General features: G+C 47.3%; 22 protein-coding genes. 1 reads left to right on the top strand and 21 read right to left on the bottom strand.

The features are described 5' to 3' along the window. Position 1: 1 nt before the first annotated feature. The 10 genes from AC5SLM_RS10725 to yajC are packed head-to-tail and all read right to left on the bottom strand — an operon-like array spanning position 2 to position 10,085. Positions 2-415 (bottom strand): bactofilin family protein, encoded by a 414-nt coding sequence (locus AC5SLM_RS10725; protein ID WP_495250955.1) that lies wholly within the window; start codon positions 413-415, stop codon positions 2-4. Beyond that, entirely contained in the window at positions 355-1,254 is a 900-nt protein-coding gene (locus AC5SLM_RS10720; protein WP_495250954.1) for a peptidoglycan DD-metalloendopeptidase family protein, read from the bottom strand. Before AC5SLM_RS10720 ends, AC5SLM_RS10725 begins: the two co-directional genes overlap by 61 nt. Then, the gene (locus AC5SLM_RS10715) at positions 1,247-2,401 is read right to left on the bottom strand and encodes a bifunctional folylpolyglutamate synthase/dihydrofolate synthase (protein WP_495250953.1); all 1,155 of its coding nucleotides are present in this window, start codon (positions 2,399-2,401) and stop codon (positions 1,247-1,249) included. Before AC5SLM_RS10715 ends, AC5SLM_RS10720 begins: the two co-directional genes overlap by 8 nt. After that, a complete protein-coding gene (locus tag AC5SLM_RS10710; RefSeq protein WP_495250952.1) occupies positions 2,398-3,948 on the bottom strand; it encodes a GGDEF domain-containing protein in 1,551 nt (516 codons plus the stop codon). Before AC5SLM_RS10710 ends, AC5SLM_RS10715 begins: the two co-directional genes overlap by 4 nt. Next, entirely contained in the window at positions 3,932-4,444 is a 513-nt protein-coding gene (lptE, locus tag AC5SLM_RS10705) for an LPS assembly lipoprotein LptE (protein ID WP_495250951.1), read from the bottom strand. The genes AC5SLM_RS10710 and lptE overlap by 17 nt, the downstream gene beginning before the upstream one ends. Continuing rightward, positions 4,445-6,889 (bottom strand): leucine--tRNA ligase, encoded by a 2,445-nt coding sequence (leuS, locus tag AC5SLM_RS10700; protein ID WP_495250950.1) that lies wholly within the window; start codon positions 6,887-6,889, stop codon positions 4,445-4,447. Positions 6,890-6,905: 16 nt separating this feature from the next. Continuing rightward, on the bottom strand, positions 6,906-7,244 hold the full coding sequence (locus tag AC5SLM_RS10695; RefSeq protein ID WP_495250949.1) for a DUF6394 family protein: 339 nt from the start codon (positions 7,242-7,244) through the stop codon (positions 6,906-6,908). A 25-nt stretch (positions 7,245-7,269) separates the two neighbouring features. Next, entirely contained in the window at positions 7,270-8,241 is a 972-nt protein-coding gene (secF, locus tag AC5SLM_RS10690) for a protein translocase subunit SecF (RefSeq protein WP_495250948.1), read from the bottom strand. Position 8,242: 1 nt separating this feature from the next. After that, positions 8,243-9,820 carry a protein translocase subunit SecD gene (gene secD, locus AC5SLM_RS10685; protein ID WP_495250947.1) on the bottom strand — a complete coding sequence of 526 codons (1,578 nt, stop codon included), beginning with the start codon at positions 9,818-9,820 and terminating at the stop codon, positions 8,243-8,245. Continuing rightward, complete coding sequence (gene yajC, locus AC5SLM_RS10680) at positions 9,813-10,085, bottom strand: preprotein translocase subunit YajC (protein WP_495250946.1); 273 nt, start codon at positions 10,083-10,085, stop codon at positions 9,813-9,815. The genes secD and yajC overlap by 8 nt, the downstream gene beginning before the upstream one ends. Here yajC and AC5SLM_RS10675 point away from each other — a divergent pair. After that, entirely contained in the window at positions 10,055-11,386 is a 1,332-nt protein-coding gene (locus tag AC5SLM_RS10675; protein WP_495250945.1) for an apolipoprotein N-acyltransferase, read from the top strand. The two genes, yajC and AC5SLM_RS10675, sit on opposite strands and share 31 nt — an antisense overlap. Here the strand turns inward: AC5SLM_RS10675 and metK are convergent. The 11 genes from metK to AC5SLM_RS10620 form a co-directional block, all read right to left on the bottom strand. Further along, positions 11,357-12,565 carry a methionine adenosyltransferase gene (metK, locus tag AC5SLM_RS10670; RefSeq protein ID WP_495250944.1) on the bottom strand — a complete coding sequence of 403 codons (1,209 nt, stop codon included), beginning with the start codon at positions 12,563-12,565 and terminating at the stop codon, positions 11,357-11,359. The genes AC5SLM_RS10675 and metK overlap by 30 nt on opposite strands. Positions 12,566-12,821: 256 nt before the next feature. Further along, positions 12,822-13,727 carry an AEC family transporter gene (locus tag AC5SLM_RS10665; RefSeq protein ID WP_495250943.1) on the bottom strand — a complete coding sequence of 302 codons (906 nt, stop codon included), beginning with the start codon at positions 13,725-13,727 and terminating at the stop codon, positions 12,822-12,824. 3 nt (positions 13,728-13,730) lie between these two features. Continuing rightward, a complete protein-coding gene (aat, locus tag AC5SLM_RS10660) occupies positions 13,731-14,384 on the bottom strand; it encodes a leucyl/phenylalanyl-tRNA--protein transferase (protein WP_495250942.1) in 654 nt (217 codons plus the stop codon). Then, complete coding sequence (gene clpA / locus AC5SLM_RS10655; protein ID WP_495250941.1) at positions 14,377-16,551, bottom strand: ATP-dependent Clp protease ATP-binding subunit ClpA; 2,175 nt, start codon at positions 16,549-16,551, stop codon at positions 14,377-14,379. The genes aat and clpA overlap by 8 nt, the downstream gene beginning before the upstream one ends. A 1-nt stretch (position 16,552) precedes the next feature. Beyond that, complete coding sequence (clpS, locus tag AC5SLM_RS10650; protein ID WP_495250940.1) at positions 16,553-16,852, bottom strand: ATP-dependent Clp protease adapter ClpS; 300 nt, start codon at positions 16,850-16,852, stop codon at positions 16,553-16,555. Further along, positions 16,852-17,457, bottom strand: coding sequence for a thioredoxin domain-containing protein (locus AC5SLM_RS10645; protein ID WP_495250939.1), 606 nt, complete (start codon positions 17,455-17,457; stop codon positions 16,852-16,854). Before AC5SLM_RS10645 ends, clpS begins: the two co-directional genes overlap by 1 nt. Before the next feature lie 218 nt (positions 17,458-17,675). Beyond that, complete coding sequence (smpB, locus tag AC5SLM_RS10640; RefSeq protein WP_495250938.1) at positions 17,676-18,131, bottom strand: SsrA-binding protein SmpB; 456 nt, start codon at positions 18,129-18,131, stop codon at positions 17,676-17,678. Beyond that, positions 18,124-18,906: a 4-(cytidine 5'-diphospho)-2-C-methyl-D-erythritol kinase gene (locus AC5SLM_RS10635; protein WP_495250937.1), complete on the bottom strand. Its 783-nt coding sequence runs from the start codon at positions 18,904-18,906 to the stop codon at positions 18,124-18,126. Before AC5SLM_RS10635 ends, smpB begins: the two co-directional genes overlap by 8 nt. After that, positions 18,903-19,139, bottom strand: a complete 237-nt coding sequence (locus AC5SLM_RS10630) for a carbon storage regulator (RefSeq protein WP_495250936.1) — start codon at positions 19,137-19,139, stop codon at positions 18,903-18,905. Before AC5SLM_RS10630 ends, AC5SLM_RS10635 begins: the two co-directional genes overlap by 4 nt. Continuing rightward, complete coding sequence (locus AC5SLM_RS10625) at positions 19,133-19,954, bottom strand: pseudouridine synthase family protein (RefSeq protein ID WP_495250935.1); 822 nt, start codon at positions 19,952-19,954, stop codon at positions 19,133-19,135. Before AC5SLM_RS10625 ends, AC5SLM_RS10630 begins: the two co-directional genes overlap by 7 nt. Continuing rightward, on the bottom strand, positions 19,954-22,011 hold the full coding sequence (locus AC5SLM_RS10620; protein WP_495250934.1) for an ATP-dependent helicase: 2,058 nt from the start codon (positions 22,009-22,011) through the stop codon (positions 19,954-19,956). Before AC5SLM_RS10620 ends, AC5SLM_RS10625 begins: the two co-directional genes overlap by 1 nt. Positions 22,012-22,100 lie beyond the last annotated feature (89 nt).

The following is a 22,100-nucleotide window of genomic DNA, read 5'->3' as shown; positions in this document are numbered from 1 at the left end:
TTTACACCTCTTCGATGATGGGTGTGGAGGTGCTTTGGTGTTGGGTTAAAGCAGGTCGGTCTTCAAGGCGAATATTGCTTTGGCCTTGGAAATACGCTTTTGACTCAATCATGAGTTCCTTGGAAAGTACATTTCCGATAAACCTACCTCCAGCTAAAACTTCCACATACGAACAATCTGCACTGCCTTCAAACTCCCCATTGACTACGAGTTTTTCGGCTTTAAGCTCACCTTTAACGCGTCCTTTTTTTCCAATAACCACCACGCTGCTTGAATGAATATTTCCCTCAAGTTCTCCGTCTACATGTAAACGTGATTCTAGGGTAAACTCCCCTTTAATGGTGGCACCAACGGCTACGAGGGTGGTCTCTGAGGAAGAGATGGATCGGTTATCATCTTTAGTAAAGATTGCCATGAGACACGATTCTCCTTTTCAAAAATTTCTTCAAAATTACTACTACTCCAATCTAAAAAATGCTGCGGATCTAAGGGGCGTGAAATAAACCTTACTTCATAGTGTAAATGCGGGCCTGTCGAGAGACCGCTGTTGCCAGTATATCCAATTAGCTGCCCTTTTCGAACAAATTCACCCGATTTTACAATCATGTTTTTACTCAAATGGGCGTAAGATGTTTTAAACCCGTAGTTGTGTTCAATAATCACCAAGTACCCAAACCCGCTCTCTTTGTGGTACCCCGCAAACTCCACAACCCCATCCGCAGGAGCAACAATCGGCGTTTCAAGTGCGGCACGCAGGTCAATGCCTCGGTGAAATTCCCGGCTTTTTAAGATAGGGTGGGTACGCCACCCAAATTTCCCTGTCAAGCCGTTGTTTTCAATAACCCAACCGTTGGGAATGGAGCGAAAAAGATGCTGTTGTTGAGTACTTGTGACGGTGATGTTTTCAAGGCGCTCATCAATACTCGAAGCATCAGGGGTTTTAAGACCAATCAGCTCTTCAATCCCACTCACCTTGTCGTTGATGGCTTCAAATTGTTTGGTTTTTGCCTCGATTTGGCGTTGCAATTTGGCATTTTGCTCGCCCAATTGGTACTCTTTGTGAATCAATTCTTCTTTTTTGTTTTCAAGTTGGCTAAGCTCATGGTACAACATGGAAATAAGCCAGCCTCCAAACACAATCACCGCTATCACGGCCAAGGTAAAATACAACACAAACTTTTTAACCAATTGGTGTAACAAGAGCTGTTTTGAGCCGTTAATATCGGTGATAGTGATTACAAATTTATTACGCATGCCTCTCCTTCAAAAACCGCTCCACCACCGCAAACGAACCAAATACAACGTAGTGTTCTTTTGGGTCAAACTCCCATGTTAATTCCCCTTGCAAAATCCCAAGGCGCGCCAAGGTTTCTACCACCACCTTTTCGCCCGTTGTGCGTCCGTGACAAGGCAGTGGTATAAGGCGCACTTCTTTAATCTTGGGCTTTAAAATTTCCAAAATAACGGGGATTTCTTTATCCAAGTAGCTGTTGTAAAGGAAAATATACTGTTCTTCCGCTAAGGCATGTAACAGTGCGGATGCGGCCATGGGGTTGTGCCCGCAATCTAAGACAATATTGGGGGCAATCTTTTCATGGCGTGCACGTAAGTCTAAGGCTGGAAGGGAGGAGAGGGAGGGAGAAACGCCCAAGATGCGCGCAGCGGTGTACGCTGTTTGCATGTTTTCATAAAAAAACGCAGGAAGGTTTGTTCTTTGAAGGTACGCCCTAATCTCTTGGTTTGTTGCCTCGCAAACCACGGCCTTTGGATGCACCAACGCAACTTCTTTTGCTTGCGCCTGCGCCTGTGCAATGGCCACCACCTCCTCTTCTTGCAAAGGGGCAAGCACGGTGGTGGTAGTGATGCTACGCAATTTTGTGCCCGCAATTGCCTCAAGAGTGTCTCCCAAAAAGCTTTGGTGGTCCATCCCAATAGGCGTGATAACACTCAGGATTTTAGGAAAAACATTGGTAGCGTCCCATTCACCCCCAAGTCCTGCTTCTAAAATGACCACATCACACTCTTCAAAAGCCAAAATAGCCAAAAAGGTGGCGTATTCAAAGTAAGAAAGTTCTTGTGCTAATAAAGGAGGTAAAAGCTTTTGAAGCCTTACATGTAAAGCCTCCAAGGTGGCATCACATACCAAAGTGCCATCTTTCCAAAAGCGTTCATTAAAGGCTAGCAAGTGGGGGGAAGTGTAGTGTCCCACGCGCTTTCCTTGGGTTTTTAGCATCCATGCCAAAAAGCGTCCTGTACTCCCTTTTCCATTGGTTCCCACCACATGAACAAGGGGCAATGCAGGTAGTGCATTTTTAACCGCCTCATAGGCGCGAGGCATCCGTGTTGTGTCAATATGTTCTGAATACAGGGGCTTTTGCGCAAGGGTTTGAGAGAGGGTCATTGAAGGGAAGGCTTTACTTGATTTCTTCCAGACTCTTTAGCATGGTAAAGCATTCTATCGGCTGCTTCAATGGCCTCTTCTTTGCTGTGGTGGGCTTTGCGCTCACTAATTCCACAGCTCACGGTCACGCCAATACGCTCTTTTTTATAAATAAATTTAAAATTCTCAATCACTTTGCGCACCTTATCGGCAAACACAATCGCCTGCTCTAAGGCAATACTGGGCAATACAATCAAAAACTCTTCTCCTCCATAACGTCCCACAAAGTCCACTTGGCGGGTGTATTTTCGCAAAATTTTCCCTATTGTGGAAAGAATCACATCCCCGGCTTCATGACCAAAGGTATCGTTAACATTTTTAAAATGGTCTAGGTCTAAAAAGCAAATACAATAGTCGATTTTGTAGCGCACGTACGCCTCTTCTGCTCGGTCAATTTCTTGCGTGAGGGCGCGCTTGGTTGCCACGTGCGTGAGGTAATCTTGCTTGGCTTCTTGCTTGGCTTCCACGAGGGCAATTTCCAAGCCTTTAATGCGCGTGTGCAGTTTGTGAATCGTTTGTTGGTTAGTAACCATTTTTTGGTGCAAAGCAGTGGTTTCTGTCTCTAGAGAGGAAGCAATATTGATAAGCTTTGCCTGAATGGACTCAAAGGTGTCTTTGGAAAAATTAATCTCTTCCAAATCCCGCTTAATCTCTTGCACTTCCTTTGCGCTGTGCTCGCTGCTGTCAATGAGGTGAAGGATTTTTTTATTAATCTCATCCAAGAGCCTATCAAGAGCACTAATTTTTTCCTGGATCTCTTTTTTATCTAAGTCAATACGTTTTTTGATGAATTGCCGTATGTCGTTTTGAATGGCCGTAGAACCTAGCACTTCAGGCGAATTGCGTAATTCGTAACTAATAGTCGCCAAATCATCGTTCATGCTCGAAGCAATCGAAGGAGTCAAGGTTGCGATAATGAGTGGCGCGAGGGTTTTATACACCGCCGTGTCGTCGTTTTCTTTGCGTAAAAGCTTGTAAATATCATTGACCATAGACTCTAAATCGTCTTTGTTAACAGGGCCAAAGGCGTCTAGCTTTTTAACAAAACTGTCATCGTATTCGTTAATAAAATCAAACCATTTGTCTTTAATAAGCTCGATAGACTGATGGTTTTGCGTAATATCTAGACGTTCAAGGGAGGCACTTGCTAACATGCGCGCGCGCTTATTGGGAAGCAAGCTAATTGCTTGAAGCACACGCTTACTCATCATGACCAACGATTGAATCAAGCGCGCACTTTCGGTAGGATTGAGACGGTTGAGCTTAGCGGTAAAAAAACTTAAAAGCTCATCCACATTTGCCACTTTATGGCGTTTGGCTTCTTGTTGAAAATCCGCATCAAGGCGCTGAAGGTACTTGTCTACCTTTTGGCAATCCTCCACCACAACACCCCGCCCTTTGGCCACTTGGCAAAAAATCTTCGCATAATTATCAGGCGTAAGGGTTAAGTGTTCTTGGCGGAGCTTTTCTAGGCTTTCTTTGATGATTTCATTAATCGTGCTTGCCATGGCGCATTCCTCTGACTGATATTGCAGCCACGTATTCATCAAGGGCATCGATAGATGCGTTTTTAATGGCTTCAAACCGACGCGAATCGCTAATGACACTGTTGGCTTCAATGGTAAAATCGTATTCCCCAGAAGCGGTAATGGTTTCCCTTTCTCCCGTTTCAAACACAGTCGTAATCCTAAGGTTGACCCGTGCTTTATAAGCAGTTACGTACCCATCTTGATCGTAAACCGTTGCAGAAAAACCCACGGAACCAAGTGTAGCGTAAATTTCTGTTTGGGCTTCTTCTTTGGAAACAACATTGCGTCCAAGACGACCAATCATGGCTTCTTTGAGCGCGTCTTTGATTAAGACACTGTTTTTGGGGTCTTTGACACTGATGAGAACATCAATAAAGACTTTTTCGCCCAATACCGACTGGGTGATTTTTGAAGCGGGTCTGTATCCGCACCCTGCAAGCAACGCCACCGCAAGGACTAACCCTAAAAAACGCATCTATTTCACCACCAGATTTACAAGCTTGCCGGGCACATAAATCTCTTTAACGAGCGCTGTATTCTCTAGCCATTTGGCAACTGCGTCCTTGCCTGCGCGCAAAATTTCTTCCTTAGTGGTTTCTAAAGGCACGTGGATTTCTGCACGTCTTTTCCCATTAACCGTCACCGCAATAGTCAGGTTTTCTTCTTCAAAAACCACTTCATTGATGGCGATTGCACCCATGTTCTTACATGTAAAGAGGGTATCGCTTAGTTCCCATGCGGCATGGGGAATGATAGGCTCTAAAATAGACAAAATAACCCAATACCCCTCCGTCCACACCGCAGGGTTGGTTTGGTTATTGAGGGCATTGAGGGCTTCCATGCACGCAGCAATAAGCGTATTAAACGCGTACCCGCTTTGGTAGACTTCGTTGGATTTTTTGAGGGCTTCGTAAACTTTCTTGCGTGCGTATTTTTCTTCTTTGTTTAACCCTTCATGGGCAATTTCAGGCAACAAGGTACAAGGATTGACATTGGCACTCCGTTCCATTAAACGGCGGATAAATTTATACGCCCCTTCCACAGCACTGTCGTTCCATTCCAACTCTTTTTGAGGGGGCGCGGCAAAGAGTATAAAAAGGCGCGCGGTATCCGCCCCGTATTTTGCCACAATGGCATCAGGGTCAACCGTATTGCCCTTGGATTTGCTCATCTTGGCGCCATCTTTAAGCACCATGCCCTGCGTAAGAAGATTGGCAAAAGGTTCGCCAACATCCACGTACCCCAAATCCCGCAACACTTTGGTGAAAAATCGGGCATACAGCAAGTGCAAAATTGCATGTTCAATCCCGCCAATATACTGGTCTACTTGCATCCAGTACCCAGCGCTTTCTTTATCAAAAGGCACTTCATCCCAAAAGGAAGGGTCGCTGGTGTAGCGCAAAAAATACCAACTGGATTGGAAGAAAGTGTCCATGGTGTCGGTTTCACGCAAGGCAGGTTTACCGCATGTGGGGCAGGTTGTATGCTTCCAGGTGGGGTGTTGTTCTAGCGGATTGCCCTCGCCCGTAATCGAAACATCCTCAGGCAAGGTCACGGGCAAACGCGTTTCAGGTACCACACCACACGTATCGCAATGCACCATGGGAATGGGTGCGCCCCAATACCGCTGGCGGCTAATGCCCCAATCGCGTAATTTATAATTAATCACCCGCTTGCCAAGCCCTTTGGCTTCAAAATCTTCGATAATCTTTGCCATAGCTTCCTTGGACGCCAAGCCCGTATAAGGGCCCGAATCCACTAACGTACCATAAGCTGTCATGGCACTAGAAGCATCGTATTCACCCGCCAAAGGTGCGATGCTTTGCCGCACAAGCAAGCCATACTGCCTCGCAAATTCGTGGTCGCGTTCATCGTGGGCAGGTACGGCCATCACAGCGCCCCCACCGTATTCAACCAAGACAAAATTAGCAACCCACACAGGAACACTCTCTCCTGTCAACGGGTGGATGACATCAATGCCCAGAGGAAACCCTTCTTTTTTAGCGCTTTGTTTATCGCGGGAGCTTAACCGTCGCATCGCCTCAATGGCAGCTACTGTTGCGGGGTCCAGGGCATTACATGTAAGCAAACGTGTCACGATGGAATGTTCTGGTGCTAATGCTGAATAGGTCACGCCATAGAGGGTATCAGGGCGCGTAGTAAACACTTCATACCCCTCAAAACCTTCTCCAAGTATTGCTTTTGAAGCATCTGAAAGTGGAAACGTGAAAGAGAGCCCTTCGCTTCGACCAATCCAATTTTCCTGCATCGTGAGTACTTGGGAAGGCCATCCCGCTTTTAACGTCTCCAAATCTTCTAAGAGTTCTTGGGCGTATTGGGTAATCTTAAGATAATACCCTGGCATTTGACGCTGAATAACAGGTGTTCCACAACGCCAACATCCCCCCTCTTCCACTTGCTCATTGGCCAGCACGGTATGGCAAGGTTCACACCAATTGACAGTTGCATTTTTGCGGTACACCAACCCTTTTTCATACATTTGGGTAAAAATACGCTGCTCGTGCTTGGTGTAGAGCGCATCACTGGCTGCAAATTCACGTTTTTTAGAAAAAGAAAGCCCCAATGCGCTAAGTTCTTTGCGCATGTAAGCAATATTTTCATAGGTCCATTTTTTAGGGTGGGTTTTGTGTTTAATCGCTGCATTCTCCGCAGGCATTCCAAAAGAATCCCATCCGATGGGGTGCAAAACATTAAAGCCGTGTTTTCGGTAGTGGCGCGCAATGGCATCCCCAATGGTGTAATTACGTACATGGCCCATATGAATGCGGCCACTAGGATAAGGGAACATGCTTAAGATATATTTTTTAGGCAAATGGGTATCAGGCAAGGGCTCAAACGCCCCTGCTTCATCCCAAATTTTTTGCCATTTTGTTTCTACAAGGGAGGGTGCATACTCCATTAATCATTCTCCTGGGTTAAAATTCATCGCGTGTTTTTGCCGATTCGATGAGCACAAGGGCTAGCGAAAACATGTTGGCAATCACCGCGCCAATGGCCAAAGAGATGGCGATGGTCAAGTTTCCCGAAACTTGCATGATGATGAAGGCAGGAATCAAATGCAAATCTGCCACCAAAGAGCTCGCAAACAATTCTGCCGAGAGGATGTTGCGTACCCCAATTTTGAGCAAGGTCGAGGCAAGGTTAATACTCGCGGCCACAAAAAGGGCGATTTCATTATTGTCGTACAAAAATCCCGCTGTGGTTGTCAGACTCATCAGCGCAAAAAAGATATACGTTACTTTTCCCCAATCCATCGCACTCTCCTTTTAGTAATTACTGCTACACAATACCTTTTTCATACTGAGCACGCATTTTTTCTTTTTCAAGCCGTCGTTTTTGCGCTTCAGCCTCTTTTGCCTTATAGCCCTTCACATCAAACCGCAACCATTGCAGGGTAGGCGAAGCTACAAATACAGAACTGTACGTTCCCACTAAAATCCCCACAAGCAAGGTAAATCCAAACCCATGGATAATCTCTCCCCCAAAAGAAAAGAGGGTCAACACAACAAAAAATGTTGTCAAAGAGGTCAACAAAGTGCGCGACAAGGTTTGCGACACCGAATAATCAATCACAATCTGCAAATCAAGGGTCTTAGACTCTCGCACACTCTCACGAATACGGTCAAAAACGATGATGGTGTCATTAAGCGAATAGCCCAAAATGGTCAGCAAGGCTGCTAAAATATCAAGGTTAATGTCGACGCGAAAGAGCACCAAAGCACCCATAACAATGGAAATATCATGCACCAAAGCAATAATCGCCGCGATGGCAAAACGCCACTCAAAGCGGTACGCGATGTACATTAAAATGGCAATAATTGACACAACAAGCGCCATCAAGCCTTTTTCGCGAAGCTCTGCACCCACTTTTGGGCCCACCATGTCCACGCGACGGATTTCAAATTCCCCCGTGCCTTGGAGCAATTTCCACGCCAAATCGCCCACGTCCTCATCCACACTTTCCGTTGAACCCGAAAAGCGAATGACTACTTCTTCGTCTGAGCCAAATTTGGTAACCGAAGCATCCTTAAATAAAGGCTCTTGGACAATCTTTTGACGAATCCCGTCAATAGAAACAGGTGCGTCGTATTTCACCTGAATCAGTGTGCCACCAGAAAAGTCAATGCCATAGTTAAGCCCGCGTGTTCCTAGGAGAAACAAGGAAGCTAGCACCAAAAAAATGGAAATCACAAGAAAAAATGGGCTTTTATTCATGAAACCATAGGTTTTATCGTTTGAAAAAATCTGCATATTACCCTCGCTTCATGCCAAACCACAACGCCATATTCTTACTGCGTTCGATGCGGTTCATAAGTAAATCATACACGCCGTGTGTTCCTAAAATTGCCGTTAACATAGAGGCTAAAATCCCGATACTAATCGTCACAGCAAAGCCCTTAATAGGTCCTGTACCGTAAGAATACAACACCACCGCGGCAATCAATGTGGTGACATTGGCATCCAAAATAGCGCTAAGCGCATTGGCATAGCCCTGCTCCACCGCTTTTCGAATGCTCACACCTGAGCGCAAAAGTTCGCGAATCCGTTCGTTAATAATCACATTGGCATCCACAGCCATCCCCACAGTTAACACAATACCCGCCATTCCTGGCAAGGTCAAGGTTGCGCCAAAAAGCGCCATGACAGAGATGATGATAAAGAGGTTTGAAATCAAGGCCACATTGGCAATCACGCCCACAAGCCCATAGTAAATCACCATAAAAATCACCACCGCCACAAAGCCAAGCACAAGGGCTGTTAAGCTTGCTTTCACGCTATCAGCGCCCAAAGAAGGCCCGATGCTGCGTTTTTCCAAAAGTTTCACAGGCGCTAAAAGTGCCCCACTACGAAGGGCAATCGCCAAATCGTGGGCTTCTTGAATGCTAAACGCACCGCTGATTTGGCCACTTCCTCCCCCGATGCGCTCACGAATCACAGGGGCAGAATAGACTTTATCATCCAACACAATAGCAAGGTAATTGCCCACATTTTTACCTGTAAAATCGCCAAAAATCTTTGCCCCTTGGCTGTTGAGGGAAAAGTTAATCACAGGTTGATTGTTTTGATCAAAAGCCACTCTAGCATCGGTAAGCATACTGCCATCAAGGATGGGAATGGCTTGCACGAGGTGCTTTTGTTGCGCGTTGCGGGCATCAGGAAAGATAACATTGCCATAACTTGCCGCTTGGGCATCTGTCATGGTGTAAACTTGGTCTTGCCGCTTGCTATCCACCGCCATGAGTTGAAGGTGTGCCGCTTTAGCGATAAGCTCTCTCGCCCGCTGCTCATCCTCGGCTGTTTTAATGCCAGGAAGTTCCACTAAAATATTTTCATCCCCTTGCCGTGCTACCGAAGGTTCCGCAAGACCAAACTGGTCAAGGCGGTTTCGGATTGTTTCAACCGCTTGGTTGATGGCATATTCGATGGTGTTTTCTTTTTCTGCTTCGCTCAAGCTTATGGCGTAGTTAAGGCCAGTTTTTTGCACTATCAAGCCAGGGATTTCAGCGAGCATGGCGTCGAGTTTTTTCTCTTCATCGGGGTCAAGCAAACTCACATTCACCCGATCTTCCCGTACGCGCAAGCCATCCACGAGGATGCCGCCTTCGTCGGTAAAAAACTTAATACTTGAGGCAATGGATTTGATTTTAGAGTGCAGTGCTTCTTTGGTTTCTACACCCAAAAGCATGTGGAGTCCCCCTTGAAGGTCAAGACCAAGGGTTATTTTTGCGCCTTTTTCCGTTTGCAAAAAAGTGGGCAACGCAAACCCAATACCCAAAAGGATGGCCAGTGCAAAAATCACTAGCCGGTATGTCACACCACCTTTAGGCATCAAGTTTCTTCGCGATATAATCACGCGATACTTTGACGATAATCTCGTCATTAAGTTTGACTTTGATAAAATCCTCCTCGGGCTTGTACACTTCGCAGATAATACCTCCATTGGTGATAACTTTATCGCCTTTTTGGAGTGATCCAACCATTGCTTTGTGTTCTTTTGCCTGCTTTTGCTGCGGTCTAATCACAAGAAAGTAAAAAATTGCAAACAGCACCACGAGGGGAAGAAGTGAAGCCAAGATATTTCCATCGCCTGACATACGAATCCTTTAGGAATAAATTTTTAAGGGAGTATTTTAACACTTCTATTATAATAAACGCCTTTTTTTGCGCTTTCCTTCTTTCGGCCTTTCTCTTTCTAGAACACTTCAACTTCTCCTTTTGGCCCTTACATGTAAGCCTTGCCCTGCTTGGCTTTGCCCTCTTATTTTCCCAAGGGGCTAACGGTTTATTTTGGACAGGATTTTTCCTAGGCATTGGCTGGTTTTACTGGATTGCACTTAGTTTTGCCCACTACGGTTTTGGGTACTTGATTCCCCTGGGAGTACTGGGCATCGGACTGTGCTATGGTGTGCTGTTTTGGGCGTGTGGCATCGTACACGAGAGTCCATGGATAAAAGCGGGGCTTTTTTTTGGCCTTGGGTTGATTACTCCCTTTGGTTTTAACTGGTTTGATTGGCGTTTGCTCTTTGTCAACTCCCCTTTTAGCGTAAGCTATCTCGCCCTTGGCCTCATCATGGCAAGCGTGGCGTGGTTCCTTGCATGTAAGGGAAAAAAATGCCTCTTTGGGCTGGTTTTTCTTCTCTTTGCCCTTGAGGGAACAAGGCCCGCCCCCGCCACACTTCCCTTTGAAATCGTCCTCGCAAACACCGCAGTGCACCAATCCCAAAAATGGGAGCGGGCCCATCAAGAAGGGCAAATCGACGCCATCTTCCAAAGTGTCCACCGTGCCATTAACGCCAACGCGCGGGCCATTGTTTTTCCTGAAAGTGCACTACCGCTTTACCTTAATCACCACCCCAAACTTATAGAAGAGTTCCAAACCCTCTCCTCTTCCATCGGGATTTTTGTGGGAGCGCTGAGTGCCCAAAAAGAAGGTATCTACAACTCCACCTACTTTTTTGACCAAGGTGTTTTACGGGTTGCCCATAAGGTGATTCTTGTTCCCTTTGGCGAATCTGTCCCTCTTCCTTCTTTCTTGAAAGATGCTATTAATCGGATGTTTTACGGGGGCGCAAGCGATTTTCTCGTCGCGGCCACACCGAGTGATTTTATCGTAGAAAATATTCCCTTGCGCAATGGGATTTGCTTTGAGGCAACCAAGCCTCAACTCTTCGTAGGCAATCCGCGCTTCATGCTAGCTTCAAGCAATAACGCGTGGTTCACGCCCTCTACCCAGCCCACCTTGCAGCGCTTGCTCTTAAAGCTTTACGCCACCACCTACAACACCACCATCTACCACAGTGCCAACGGTTCGCCCAGTGAGGTCATCTACCCCAAACCAAGCGGACCGTTGGCCTATTTTGAACTTTTACTTCGCCAAGGCGCCAAAGCATTCTAGGGCGTCTAGTTTTTCCCAAGGGTAATCGCTTTGCCCCACTTGACCGCGCGCGGCTACATCTGCGTACAAAAAGGTTTCTTCACTGGGCTTATCGAGGTTAAATTTTTGCGTAATCCACCGTGGTGTTAGGCTAAATTGTTCTGCTACAAAGGTTGAAAGAGAATCATCATTGACCCCCTTGATGCAGGTTCCCATGGTGTCCACCGAAATGGATACAGGTTTAGCAACTCCAATGGCGTAACTTAGCTGTACGATGCATTTCTTAGCCAATCCTGCGGCTACCACATGCTTGGCAATCCAACGGGCCGCATAAAGTCCGCTTCTGTCCACTTTGGTGTAATCTTTGCTCGATTGTGCGCCGCCGCCGATGGGCGAGTACCCGCCAAAGCTATCGACAATCAACTTGCGCCCTGTCAAACCCGAGTCGTGTAAAGAGCTGTGGTTAACATAGCGTCCCGTGGGGTTGATATGAATAATCGTGTCGTTGGGATCATACAAATGGGGAGGTAATCCTGTGTCATCAATCAACCCTTTGATGAGTGCGCGCACCTCTGCGATATCCATCCCTTCCACCGAAGGGGCTGAAACAACAATCGTGTGGATTTTTTGAGGCAAACACTCTTCAAAATTTTGCTTTGTGCCATAATCCATGGTTACCTGCGTTTTAATATCCACTCCCAGTTTGTGGTTGTGGGTTAGGGCATAATGGTACACCTTGTCGCACAACATACGGGCGTAGGTAATGGCTGAGGGCATAAAATCGGCTGTTTCGCAGGTGGCAAACCCAAACATAATCCCTTGATCTCCTGCGCCAATCTCACCGTCTTTTTGATCCACGCCTTGGTTAATATCGGGAGACTGTTGGTTTAATAACACTTGGACATTGACATCATCAGGATGCAAACACTGCTCTTTTGTAAAGGCAGATTTGCCATCATAGCCAATCTTAACAAGGGCTTCTTTAACGATTTGTTCGTAATCAGGGCGCGATGTCGTGCTCACCTCGCCTCCAATAATCACGTGCTTTCCGGCAACAAACACTTCCGAAGCCACACGGGCATTGCAATCAGCAATAAGCAACGCATCCACAATGCTATCGGCGATGATATCGGCGCACTTATCGGGGTGTCCGGGGCTTACAACTTCTGAGGTAAAAAGATAGTGGGAACGTGTTTCCATATTTTGTTTTCCATTTCTTTGTTTTCCAGAAAAAACCGAGGTTCTTTCGTTGTTTTCCATCCTTTTGTTTTCCATTTTTGAACACTTTTCGCATAAGAAATCAAAAAGTTACAAAGTAGAGGTTAAAAGTTCAGAATTGAGGCTTTTGAGCCCACCTTGGTTTCACCTGCGCCCTTGGGCAACAGACGAAGGAGAGATTTTAACTCCTTTTTACTTAGGGTTTTCTAACAAAACTTTCCTACCTTGACTGGCATGCTTATGAGAGATTTAAAATATAATTCCACAAGGGAATACTAACAAAGCTAGCTATAATGCCAAGCCCTAGCGCATTAATCGCCAAATGGCGGTTTAGTCCGCCCTCTATGGCAAAGACCGTCGCCATCGTCATGGTAGGCATGGCCACCTCTAAAAGGGTTACTTTGACCCAAGTTTGGCTCATGTCAACAAAGGGGTAGACTGCCCCAAAAACAAGGAGAGGGATAACCACAAGTTTTAACCCAAGCACCATGGCGCTGTGGTGAAAGTTTTGAAACAGGGTTCTAAATTCTAGTTTCATGCCCACCACGATGGTCACTAGGGGAATCAAGGTCAATTCTAGTTTTTCAAGCACGCTAAGAAGAGGGGTCGGAATCGTCACATCTCGTAAAGCAATTGCCACGACAATCGCCAACAATGGCGGGGAAAGCACGATTTTTTTGGCCAACGCCTTGGGGCGCTCCCCGTGTCCCCCACCCCATGAAATGAGCACCACCCCCACAGTCAAAAGCCCAATAAACGTCACCAACTGGTCGTACATCAACCCGTAAATCACTTCCCCAGAAGAGTACAAGGCCTCAATATACGAAAGCCCCACAAAGGAGGTGTTGCCAAAAGAACAAACCAGCATCAACGTTGCAAGGTCTTTGCGCCCAAGCCCCATGAACTTTCCTGCCGCAAAACTCACCACCAAAGAAAGCCCCAATGCCCCATAGGCAATCCACAGCATCCCTGAGATGGACGCGTCAAACTCCAGTTTATTAATCTGCACAATAGCGATGGCAGGGAGGGAAAAGACCATCACAAACTCAACCAACTCTTTTGAAATATCCCGCTTTACACGCTTAAATCCATACCCCAACGCCACAAACAGCATAATGGGCAGTATCTGCCACACAACCCCCATTGTTTACACCCCTACTCCACACGGATTATTTTTTTCACGCGCCACGTGCTCAAGGTACACATTTCGTGGCATTAACTGCGCGCCAAGGTGCATCAAATGCGGGTTTGGCACTTGCGCATCGACAAAGACCACCCCGCGATTAAAGAGCTCAAACAAAGCCCATAATGCCACCTTGGACGCGTTAGGGCGCAAAGAAACCATGGATTCGGCGCAAAAAATCCCGCCCACACACACCCCATACACGCCACCAACAAGCTCACCTTTTTCTCGCACGGCCACGCAATGGGCTATTCCCTTTACATGTAAGGCCCCGTAAGCCTCTTGCATCGCGGGGGTAATCCACGTAGAGGGTCGCGAGGCGCACAGGGCAACCACCGCGTCAAAGGCGTCATCAAAGTGCACGCTATAGCGTCTGGTGAAGCGTCGCATGCTTTTGGGGAAGGAGAAGGTTTCAGGAAAAATCACACAGCGAGGGTCTGGCGACCACCACAAAATGGGACTGTTTTCATTGAACCACGGAAAAATTCCCGCCCCATAAGCCGCGCTTAAACGCGAGACGCTCAACTCCCCGCCCCACGCCAACAACCCTTCTTTAGAAGCAAGGGAAGGGTCAGGGAAAGCATCCCCCTCTTGCAAAAAAGGGAGGGGGTTAAGCACGGGTGTAGTGAAATTGCAAGATGTTTTTGGAAAAATCCAGATGCACCACGCCTCCCTCTTTGAGCGCGCCAAAAAGGATTTCATCCGTTAAAGGAGCCTTAACCTCTTCTTGAATGACCCGTCGCATCACGCGGGCACCCAACTCTTCGCTGTAACCTTTTTGAGCCAAATAGGCCTTGGCTTTGTTTGAAGCGGTGATGGTGATTTTTTTGGCGACGAGTTGCCCTTCGAGCTCTGCGAGCATTTTTTCTACGACGCGCAACATGTGGCTAGGTTGCAAAGCTTCAAAATGCACAATCGCATCGAGTCGGTTACGAAACTCGGGAGCAAAAAACGTTTTAATCGCCCCATCGGCCTTGAAAGAAGCGGTTTTGGTAAAGCCCATTTGCGCCCCTTCTTTGGTGCCAAGGTTGGAGGTCATGATGACAATCACATTGCGAAAATCCGTCTTTGCGCCATTATTGTCTGTCAAAACCGCCGAGTCAAACACTTGCAGCAAAATGTTGAGTAAATCAGGATGGGCTTTTTCGATTTCATCGAGCAATAATACCGTGTAGGGGTGCTTGCGGATGGCTTCGGTAAGCTGTCCGCCCTCTTCAAATCCCACGTACCCAGGAGGCGCGCCAATCAAACGGCTCACGGTGTGTTTTTCCATGTATTCGCTCATGTCGTACCGCTCAAAATGCACCCCAAGGGCACGGCTAAGTTGCTTGGCCACTTCGGTTTTTCCCACACCCGTGGGTCCTGCAAATAAAAACGCACCAATAGGCGCTTCGGGGCTACCAAGCCCTGCACGAGAGCGCTTAATGGCACTGGTGAGCACTTCGATGGCTGCATCTTGCCCAAACACCGTTGCCTTGAGCGTTTCACTTAAGGTTTGAAGCACTGCTGTGTCGTTAAGGTTTACATGTAAGGAAGGAATATTGGCGATTTTTGCCAAGGTCGCTTCCACGTCGCTTAAGCGCACCTGCGTGCGTTTTCGTGGGTTCAAATGGAACGAAGCACCTACCTCGTCCATCAAATCAATGGCCGCATCAGGCAAAAAACGGTCGTTAATGTGGCGCTTGGCTAACTCCACGGTTGCTTTAAGCACTTTGGGTGGAAAATGCACCCCATGGTGGGTTTCGTAGCGCTCACTAAGCCCCAATAAAATCTTATACGAATCATCCATAGAAGGCTCTGGTATGTCGATTTTGGCAAACCTTCGACTAAGGGCCTTGTCTTTGTCAAAAAAATTGCGGTATTCACCGTATGTCGTGGCGCCGATGCAGCGCAATTTTCCAGAAGCCAGGGCAGGTTTAAGTAAGTTGGATAAATCCATCGCCCCGCCACTGGTGGCTCCAGCTCCCACGATGGTATGGATTTCATCGATAAACAAAATAGCCCCCGTGATTTTTGAAAGCTCTTTAAGGACCTCTTTGAGGCGTTTTTCAAAATCGCCGCGGTATTTTGCCCCCGATAAAAGCGCACCCACGTCCAACGCAAACACACGCGTGTGTTCTAAGATGGCGGGCACCTTTTGTGCCGCAATCGCCAAGGCCAACCCTTCGACGATGGCCGTTTTTCCCACACCCGGTTCGCCCACCAATAGGGGGTTGTTCTTTTTGCGTCGGCACAGCACTTGCTGCATGCGCGTCACTTCCTCTTCGCGCCCAATGAGCGGGTCAATGCCTCCCTCATGGGCCAATTTTACCAAATCAACCGTGTACAATTCTAAAGCCTTGGCTTCGCCTCGCTCCTCACTGCGCGCGGTGATGGCTTCTAAAATCGCTAATTTATCTACCCCTTGCTGGGCCAGTAAATAGACGCTGTAAGAGTGCTCTTCCTCAAAAAGCGCCACCAGCATGTCCTCCACATTGGCTTCGTTTTTTTGCGCCCCTTTGACATGGGCAAGCATCCGCTCGATAGTTCGACTTAGCGCAACGGTCTCAAAAGGCTCGTGGGGCACGTCGTGGGGCAAAGTGCTAAAGTGGGATTCAAGGTGGTGCAAGGCTTTTTGGCGCAACACGTCCACATTGGCATTGCACGCTTCTAAAAGCGCCACCGTAGCTTCTACATGTAAAAGGGCGTAGAAGATATGTTCTAGGGAAATGTACTCATGGCGGCGATCTTTGGCAAACTCAAGGGCACTGCCTAGGGCTGAATTTAAAGCGGGATTGAGCATCATGTTATTCTTCCTCCATCACAGCACGCAAGGGAAAAGCATTGCTTTTAGCCAGTTGATGCACTTGCGTGACCTTTGTTTCTGCGATTTCTCGCGTATACACACCGCACACCCCGCGCCCTTTTTCATGGATGGCAAGCATCACTTCAAGGGCTTTTTCATGGCTATGATGAAACAATTCCACCAAGACGCGCACCACAAAGTCCATGCTCGTAAAATCGTCGTTTAGTAACACGACTTTATACAATCTCGGTGGCGTTAGTTCCACCCAAAGGTCAGTTTCAAGCTCTTCTTTGGCTGCCATTAGTGTTCCAAAATTTTATTCAAATCTTGTTCAATTATTGCCGTGTCAATCTTCCCGATGTAGTACAAATTCTCAGGCTTCTTCTCCCACACATCGGTGACGTGTTGGTATTCGCCCCCTTTGAGCATGACCTTAAAAGGCACCTGCAGTGCGGACTTATATCCAATATCATCGGTCACGCTTTGGGCAATACGGGCGTTGTCTTTGCCATTGGCGATAAAATAATACGCATTGTACCGTCCCGAAAAATTCTCGCGCACATACGCATCGTCCACCTCTTCAAGGTGCGTGAGGGCAATGATAACAAATTCCCCATTACGGCGCAATTGCAAGTCGGTAAGGTGGGGGGCCTCTTCTTTGCACGGTTGGCAAAAGGTGCCAAAAATATCCACCATCAGCACTTTTTCTTCCTCGCCCTCTATCATAAAACCTTTTTCGGTGCGCACGAGGGTTTTTGCGCCACCATGCACATTTTGGAGCACAATTTTTTCACCCACCGCATAAGGCTTCAAGCGTGGAGCAGGACCATCTTGGGGCTTTTCTGTCATGCACCCACTTAAACCTAGTGCAATTAGGGTTCCTACGAGTATGGTTTTCCAGTTCATTCTTTGCATCCTTACATGTAACGTGGGCGTATTGTACAAAATTTCAGTAAACGCACTTTAATATTTCTAGATTAACCCTCGTAGATTTTTTGCCTCGCCCTATTTAAAGACGTGCTTATCCACAATGGGGCCCCAAAGCTAAAGCTTTGACCCATTGGGATAAAGTCTCTCTTGCGGGCGATTCAAAAAATCACCTAAACGTAGCTAAAAACGCTAAGTTAATACCGCTGTTTCATCGCCGCTTGGGCTTCGCGGTCAGCGTCTTTGCGTTTTAAGGTTTCGCGCTTATCGTGCAAGTTTTTGCCCTTGGCAAGGGCGATTTGCACTTTCACCAAGTTTTTGGCACTCAAATACAAGCTCAGCGCCACAATCGTCAACCCGTCCCGCGCCACTTTGCCAATGAGCTTGTCGATTTCCTTGCGGTGCAACAGCAACTTTCGGTCGCGTTTTTCATCAGGGCGGTAGTGGGGATTGGCCGTTTGAGGGAACGAAATGTGCGACCCCACCAGCATCGCTTCGCCTTTAATGATGCGCACATACGAATCTTTCAAATTCACCTTGCCCATGCGAATGGACTTCACTTCGCTTCCTTGCAAGGAGATCCCTGCTTCAAAGGTTTCGAGTATTTCATAATCATGCCACGCCTTTTTATTGCGTGCAATCGTTTTACCCATGGTCTTGTATCCTAAATAAAGTACTCCCACTGCCACTCATTTTCCACGCCCCTTGCACGTAAGGCGCAAGGGCTGGAGTGAGGGCAAGGGCAGGTGCTAATAAATCATTTAACGCCATTGCGTCCATCTCGCGCAGTAAGGTTTCGCTCTTACATGTAAGCATCTCTTTGGCCAATACGGGGTTAATAGTATTTAAAAAACCTTCACGAAAGGCCTTGTATACTTGGGGTGTTGCGCAAAAAATAGGGGGCGTAAACCACTCCAAGAGTGGCACCTTCTCTTCAAAGGGTTCAATAATCTCCCCAATGCCACGCACGTTTGCACTCGCAACATCGTAGACAAAAAAGGGCACATCTGCCCCGACCTTGGCCCCCAAAGTTGCCAAGGCCTCCACGCTTAAACCCAAATTCAAAAGCCCATTGCACGCGCGCAAAAACGCCCCTGCATCCGAACTTCCACCCCCAAGCCCTGCCCCTTGCGGGATTGTTTTGTTTACATGTAAGGCATGGAGGGTAAAAAACTCTTCCAGTTGCGTTTTAAACCCCGCTGCTTCAAGCACGCGGTAGGCCTTGGTTAAGGTATTTTCCTCAAACGCACACACCGTGCCCATGCCCTCAAGTTCAAACCCCGCCCGAGGCGTTGGCTTTGGCATAAAGGTGAGGGTGTCGCACAAGGCGTCCACGCGCACAAAGCGGGAAGCTAGCTCATGGTACGCCCCACGCGTGCCTGTGATTTTTAAAAAAATATTGATTTTTGCCGGCGCAGTAAAGGTCATTGTTTCGCTTTTAACCGCTTAGATAGGGCGCCAAGGTCGGGTACCTCTGCACTTTTGCTTGCGACAATATTGCTATCTTTGACCGCCTCTGCTAGTTCGCTACGCAAAATGAGTACGTCTTTGGGGGCTTCAATCCCAAGCTTGACCACCCCTTTAGAAATCCCCATCACGCGCACCACAACCCCATCCCCAAGGCAAATCCCTTCGCCCTCTTTTCGCGAGAGTACTAGCATCGCTCCATCCTGTTGAGTTGATACACCACGCCCTCATGGGTGATGTCAATGATTGAAAAAAATGTCTCAAAAACCACCAGATAACGCCCTTCTTCTTGGTGTTCAAACCCCTCTTTTGCTAACACTTTGCCATCTAAAAAATCCGCCTCGCCCGCGTGGTACGTGTTGAAAGGCAGGTCAATAACCCCCAAGGGGTCAAGGGCGCGTTCATTTTCATAGGAAAATACCCCTTCATTGAGGCGTTCAAGCGCACTGAGTGCACCTTCAAACCCAAGTTTCGCACTAATCATTTGGCCAATGGAACGCACATACGCCCCTTCGCTTACACGCACCTCAAAGGTGATAAACGGATGGCAATACTGCACCAGTTTCGCTTCGTAAATCTCCATCTCCACGGGCGCTAAAACCACTTCTTTGTCTTCTCTAGCAAGAGCATAAGCGCGCTTCCCGTCGATCTTTTTGGCACTAAATTTGGGGGGAACATACACGTGTTTTCCCACAAGGTTTTGAAAAATGAGGGCAAGGGAATCAGGATGAAAAGGCAGCATCGTTTCAACCGATTCGATGCGTTCGCTGTCTAAACTCTCACTTTTCGCCCCCACCCACAAGGTGGCGCGGTATCCCTTAGGCGTTTTATTTAAAAACTGAAACAACTTGGTGTAGGTCCCAAAAGCGACAATCAAACACCCGCTCGCAAAGGGGTCAAGGGTGCCTGAAAAGCCCGCTTTTTTGACACCGTATTTTCGTTTTAAGCGGCTTAAAAAATGGTTGCTTGAAAGGTTTGGGGGCTTATGGGCGACAAACAAACGGTTCATTAAATTTTTTCCACAAAAGAGGCTAAAATATCCCGCTTAGACCCACCAAAATTGATTTTGAGTTTAAACTCGCGCCCTACTTTGCTAATCTCCACCACGCGCCCCATCCCAAAGATTTTGTGTTTGATCAAATCACCTTTTTTAAAGGAGGTGGTTTTTTCTAGCACCAAACTTCCCTCACACACCCCCGATTCTTTTAAAAATCGGCTTTTGGAAAGTTCCGTACGCCGCCCTTTGTAAAAACGGCTTCCTGAAAAACTGAGAGTTAACTCTTTGCGCGCCCTGGTGATGGCCACATACCCCAAACGCCGCTCTTCTTCGATGTCGCTTCCATCGCCCACTAGCGGGAAGAACCCCTCTTCCATACCCATCACAAACAAATGGTCAAATTCCAATCCCTTGCTTGCATGCACACTCATAATCATAATGGACTCTGTGTCAATTTGGTCTTGATCGCTTTGCAAGGCCAATTCGTTTAAAAAATCATCCACCGAAAGGTCGGGGTTTTGCTTGATTTGGTCGCGAAACAAGCCGTAAAATTCATCAATGTTCGACACCCGCTCAAGGGCATCGGGCAATTCGCTGTAGTATTTTTTCACCCCAAAGGTCTCTTCAAGGGCGTCGATAATCTCATACGTCGCCCCGCTGGCCACTTCGCGCAATTTTTCTAACTGTTCCACAAAAAGCACCAACGCTTCGCTGGCTTTTTTACTGCTCACGCCCTCTAGCGAACGGGCATATTTGGCGATGTAATCATACATGGACAAGCGTGCTTCGTGGGCACCGCCTAGGAGTTTATCTACGGTCACTTTTCCCAAACCGCGCTTGGGACGGTTGATGATGCGGCGTAAGGAAAAATCATCATGGGGGTTTGCCACAAGGCGCAAGTAGCTAATCAAATCTTTGATTTCAGCCCGCTCATAAAACTTCACTCCCCCGACCATTTTGTACGACACGCCCTCACGGTTTAGTCCCTCTTCCAAAGAACGGCTCAGGGCGTTGATGCGGTAAAGTACCGCAATTTCCTTAGGGTTTACTCCTGCGTCAATGAGCGTACGAATTTTTGCGGCAATAGCGCGTGCTTCTTGGGTTTCATCGCTGGATTCTAAAAAAACGATGGCTTTCCCATCGCCCCTTGTGCTCTCAAGTACCTTCCCCATGCGCCCACGGTTGTGGTCAATGAGTTCATTGGCTGCGGCGAGGATTTGGTTGGTAGAGCGGTAATTTTTTTCCAACTTCACCACTTTGGTGTTGGTAAAATTTTCTGCAAATTCTAAAATATTGCGGATATTTGCCCCACGCCATCCGTAAATACTCTGGTCATCGTCCCCCACCACACAAATGTTTTCATGGGTGGAGCACAATTTGCGAATGAGGCGGTATTGTAAGTCGTTGGTGTCTTGGTACTCATCAATCATAATGTACTGATACCGCTGGCTTGTTTGCGTGCATAAGGCAGGGTTTTCTTCTAAAATCCGATAGGTTAGCACCAACAAATCATCAAAATCCACCAGATTATTTTGTGCCAAATAGGCTTCGTATTGCTCATACAATTTCGCGATTTGCTTGTAGTTTTTTTGCTCCGCTTGCACCCATGCTTCACTAGGGGAAATGAGGGAGTTTTTATAGCGCGAAATCTCACTGGCCACAAGGGAGGCTGGCAATTCACCGCCAAAGTTTTTAAGGATGCGCTTTTTGTCGTCCGTATCAATCACCACAAAACTGTTTCTACGCCCCAATTTTTCCATGTGGAATTTTAAAAACAACAACCCAAATTTGTGAAAGGTGCACAACAAAGGAGGATAAATCAAAGAGGCATGGGTCTTTGCTAGCATCGCCATGGCGCGCTCACGCATTTGTGTGGCGGCTTTGTTGGTAAAGGTCAGGGTCAACGTAGAAGCAGGGTCAACCCCCACTTCTCCGATCAAATACGCCAACCGCGATGTGATGGTTTTTGTCTTCCCACTCCCCGCCCCTGCTAGAATCAACACAGGGCGACTCACCTCTTCTACCGCTTCACGTTGCGCTTCATTAAGCTCGTCTAAAATCGCTTGCATGCTTCTCTTTCGTGATGAAATTTCCTGATTTTTTATAGTATAGCAAAATAAACATTAGGCCTCTCTTTCCCCCTTTTACGGGGCTTATA

It is taken from the genome of Sulfurospirillum sp. HTRB-L1 (assembly GCF_059415125.1).
This window is presented reverse-complemented; position numbering and strand designations above follow the sequence as displayed.

Coding starts and splice junctions, on each gene's coding strand:
- AC5SLM_RS10725 (WP_495250955.1), bottom strand. CDS start 415: ATGGCAATCTTTACTAAAGATGATAACCGATCCATCTCTTCCTCAGAG.
- AC5SLM_RS10720 (WP_495250954.1), bottom strand. CDS start 1,254: ATGCGTAATAAATTTGTAATCACTATCACCGATATTAACGGCTCAAAA.
- AC5SLM_RS10715 (WP_495250953.1), bottom strand. CDS start 2,401: ATGACCCTCTCTCAAACCCTTGCGCAAAAGCCCCTGTATTCAGAACAT.
- AC5SLM_RS10710 (WP_495250952.1), bottom strand. CDS start 3,948: ATGGCAAGCACGATTAATGAAATCATCAAAGAAAGCCTAGAAAAGCTC.
- lptE (WP_495250951.1), bottom strand. CDS start 4,444: ATGCGTTTTTTAGGGTTAGTCCTTGCGGTGGCGTTGCTTGCAGGGTGC.
- leuS (WP_495250950.1), bottom strand. CDS start 6,889: ATGGAGTATGCACCCTCCCTTGTAGAAACAAAATGGCAAAAAATTTGG.
- AC5SLM_RS10695 (WP_495250949.1), bottom strand. CDS start 7,244: ATGGATTGGGGAAAAGTAACGTATATCTTTTTTGCGCTGATGAGTCTG.
- secF (WP_495250948.1), bottom strand. CDS start 8,241: ATGCAGATTTTTTCAAACGATAAAACCTATGGTTTCATGAATAAAAGC.
- secD (WP_495250947.1), bottom strand. CDS start 9,820: ATGCCTAAAGGTGGTGTGACATACCGGCTAGTGATTTTTGCACTGGCC.
- yajC (WP_495250946.1), bottom strand. CDS start 10,085: ATGTCAGGCGATGGAAATATCTTGGCTTCACTTCTTCCCCTCGTGGTG.
- metK (WP_495250944.1), bottom strand. CDS start 12,565: ATGGAAACACGTTCCCACTATCTTTTTACCTCAGAAGTTGTAAGCCCC.
- AC5SLM_RS10665 (WP_495250943.1), bottom strand. CDS start 13,727: ATGGGGGTTGTGTGGCAGATACTGCCCATTATGCTGTTTGTGGCGTTG.
- clpA (WP_495250941.1), bottom strand. CDS start 16,551: ATGATGCTCAATCCCGCTTTAAATTCAGCCCTAGGCAGTGCCCTTGAG.
- clpS (WP_495250940.1), bottom strand. CDS start 16,852: ATGGCAGCCAAAGAAGAGCTTGAAACTGACCTTTGGGTGGAACTAACG.
- AC5SLM_RS10645 (WP_495250939.1), bottom strand. CDS start 17,457: ATGAACTGGAAAACCATACTCGTAGGAACCCTAATTGCACTAGGTTTA.
- smpB (WP_495250938.1), bottom strand. CDS start 18,131: ATGGGTAAAACGATTGCACGCAATAAAAAGGCGTGGCATGATTATGAA.
- AC5SLM_RS10635 (WP_495250937.1), bottom strand. CDS start 18,906: ATGACCTTTACTGCGCCGGCAAAAATCAATATTTTTTTAAAAATCACA.
- AC5SLM_RS10630 (WP_495250936.1), bottom strand. CDS start 19,139: ATGCTAGTACTCTCGCGAAAAGAGGGCGAAGGGATTTGCCTTGGGGAT.
- AC5SLM_RS10625 (WP_495250935.1), bottom strand. CDS start 19,954: ATGAACCGTTTGTTTGTCGCCCATAAGCCCCCAAACCTTTCAAGCAAC.
- AC5SLM_RS10620 (WP_495250934.1), bottom strand. CDS start 22,011: ATGCAAGCGATTTTAGACGAGCTTAATGAAGCGCAACGTGAAGCGGTA.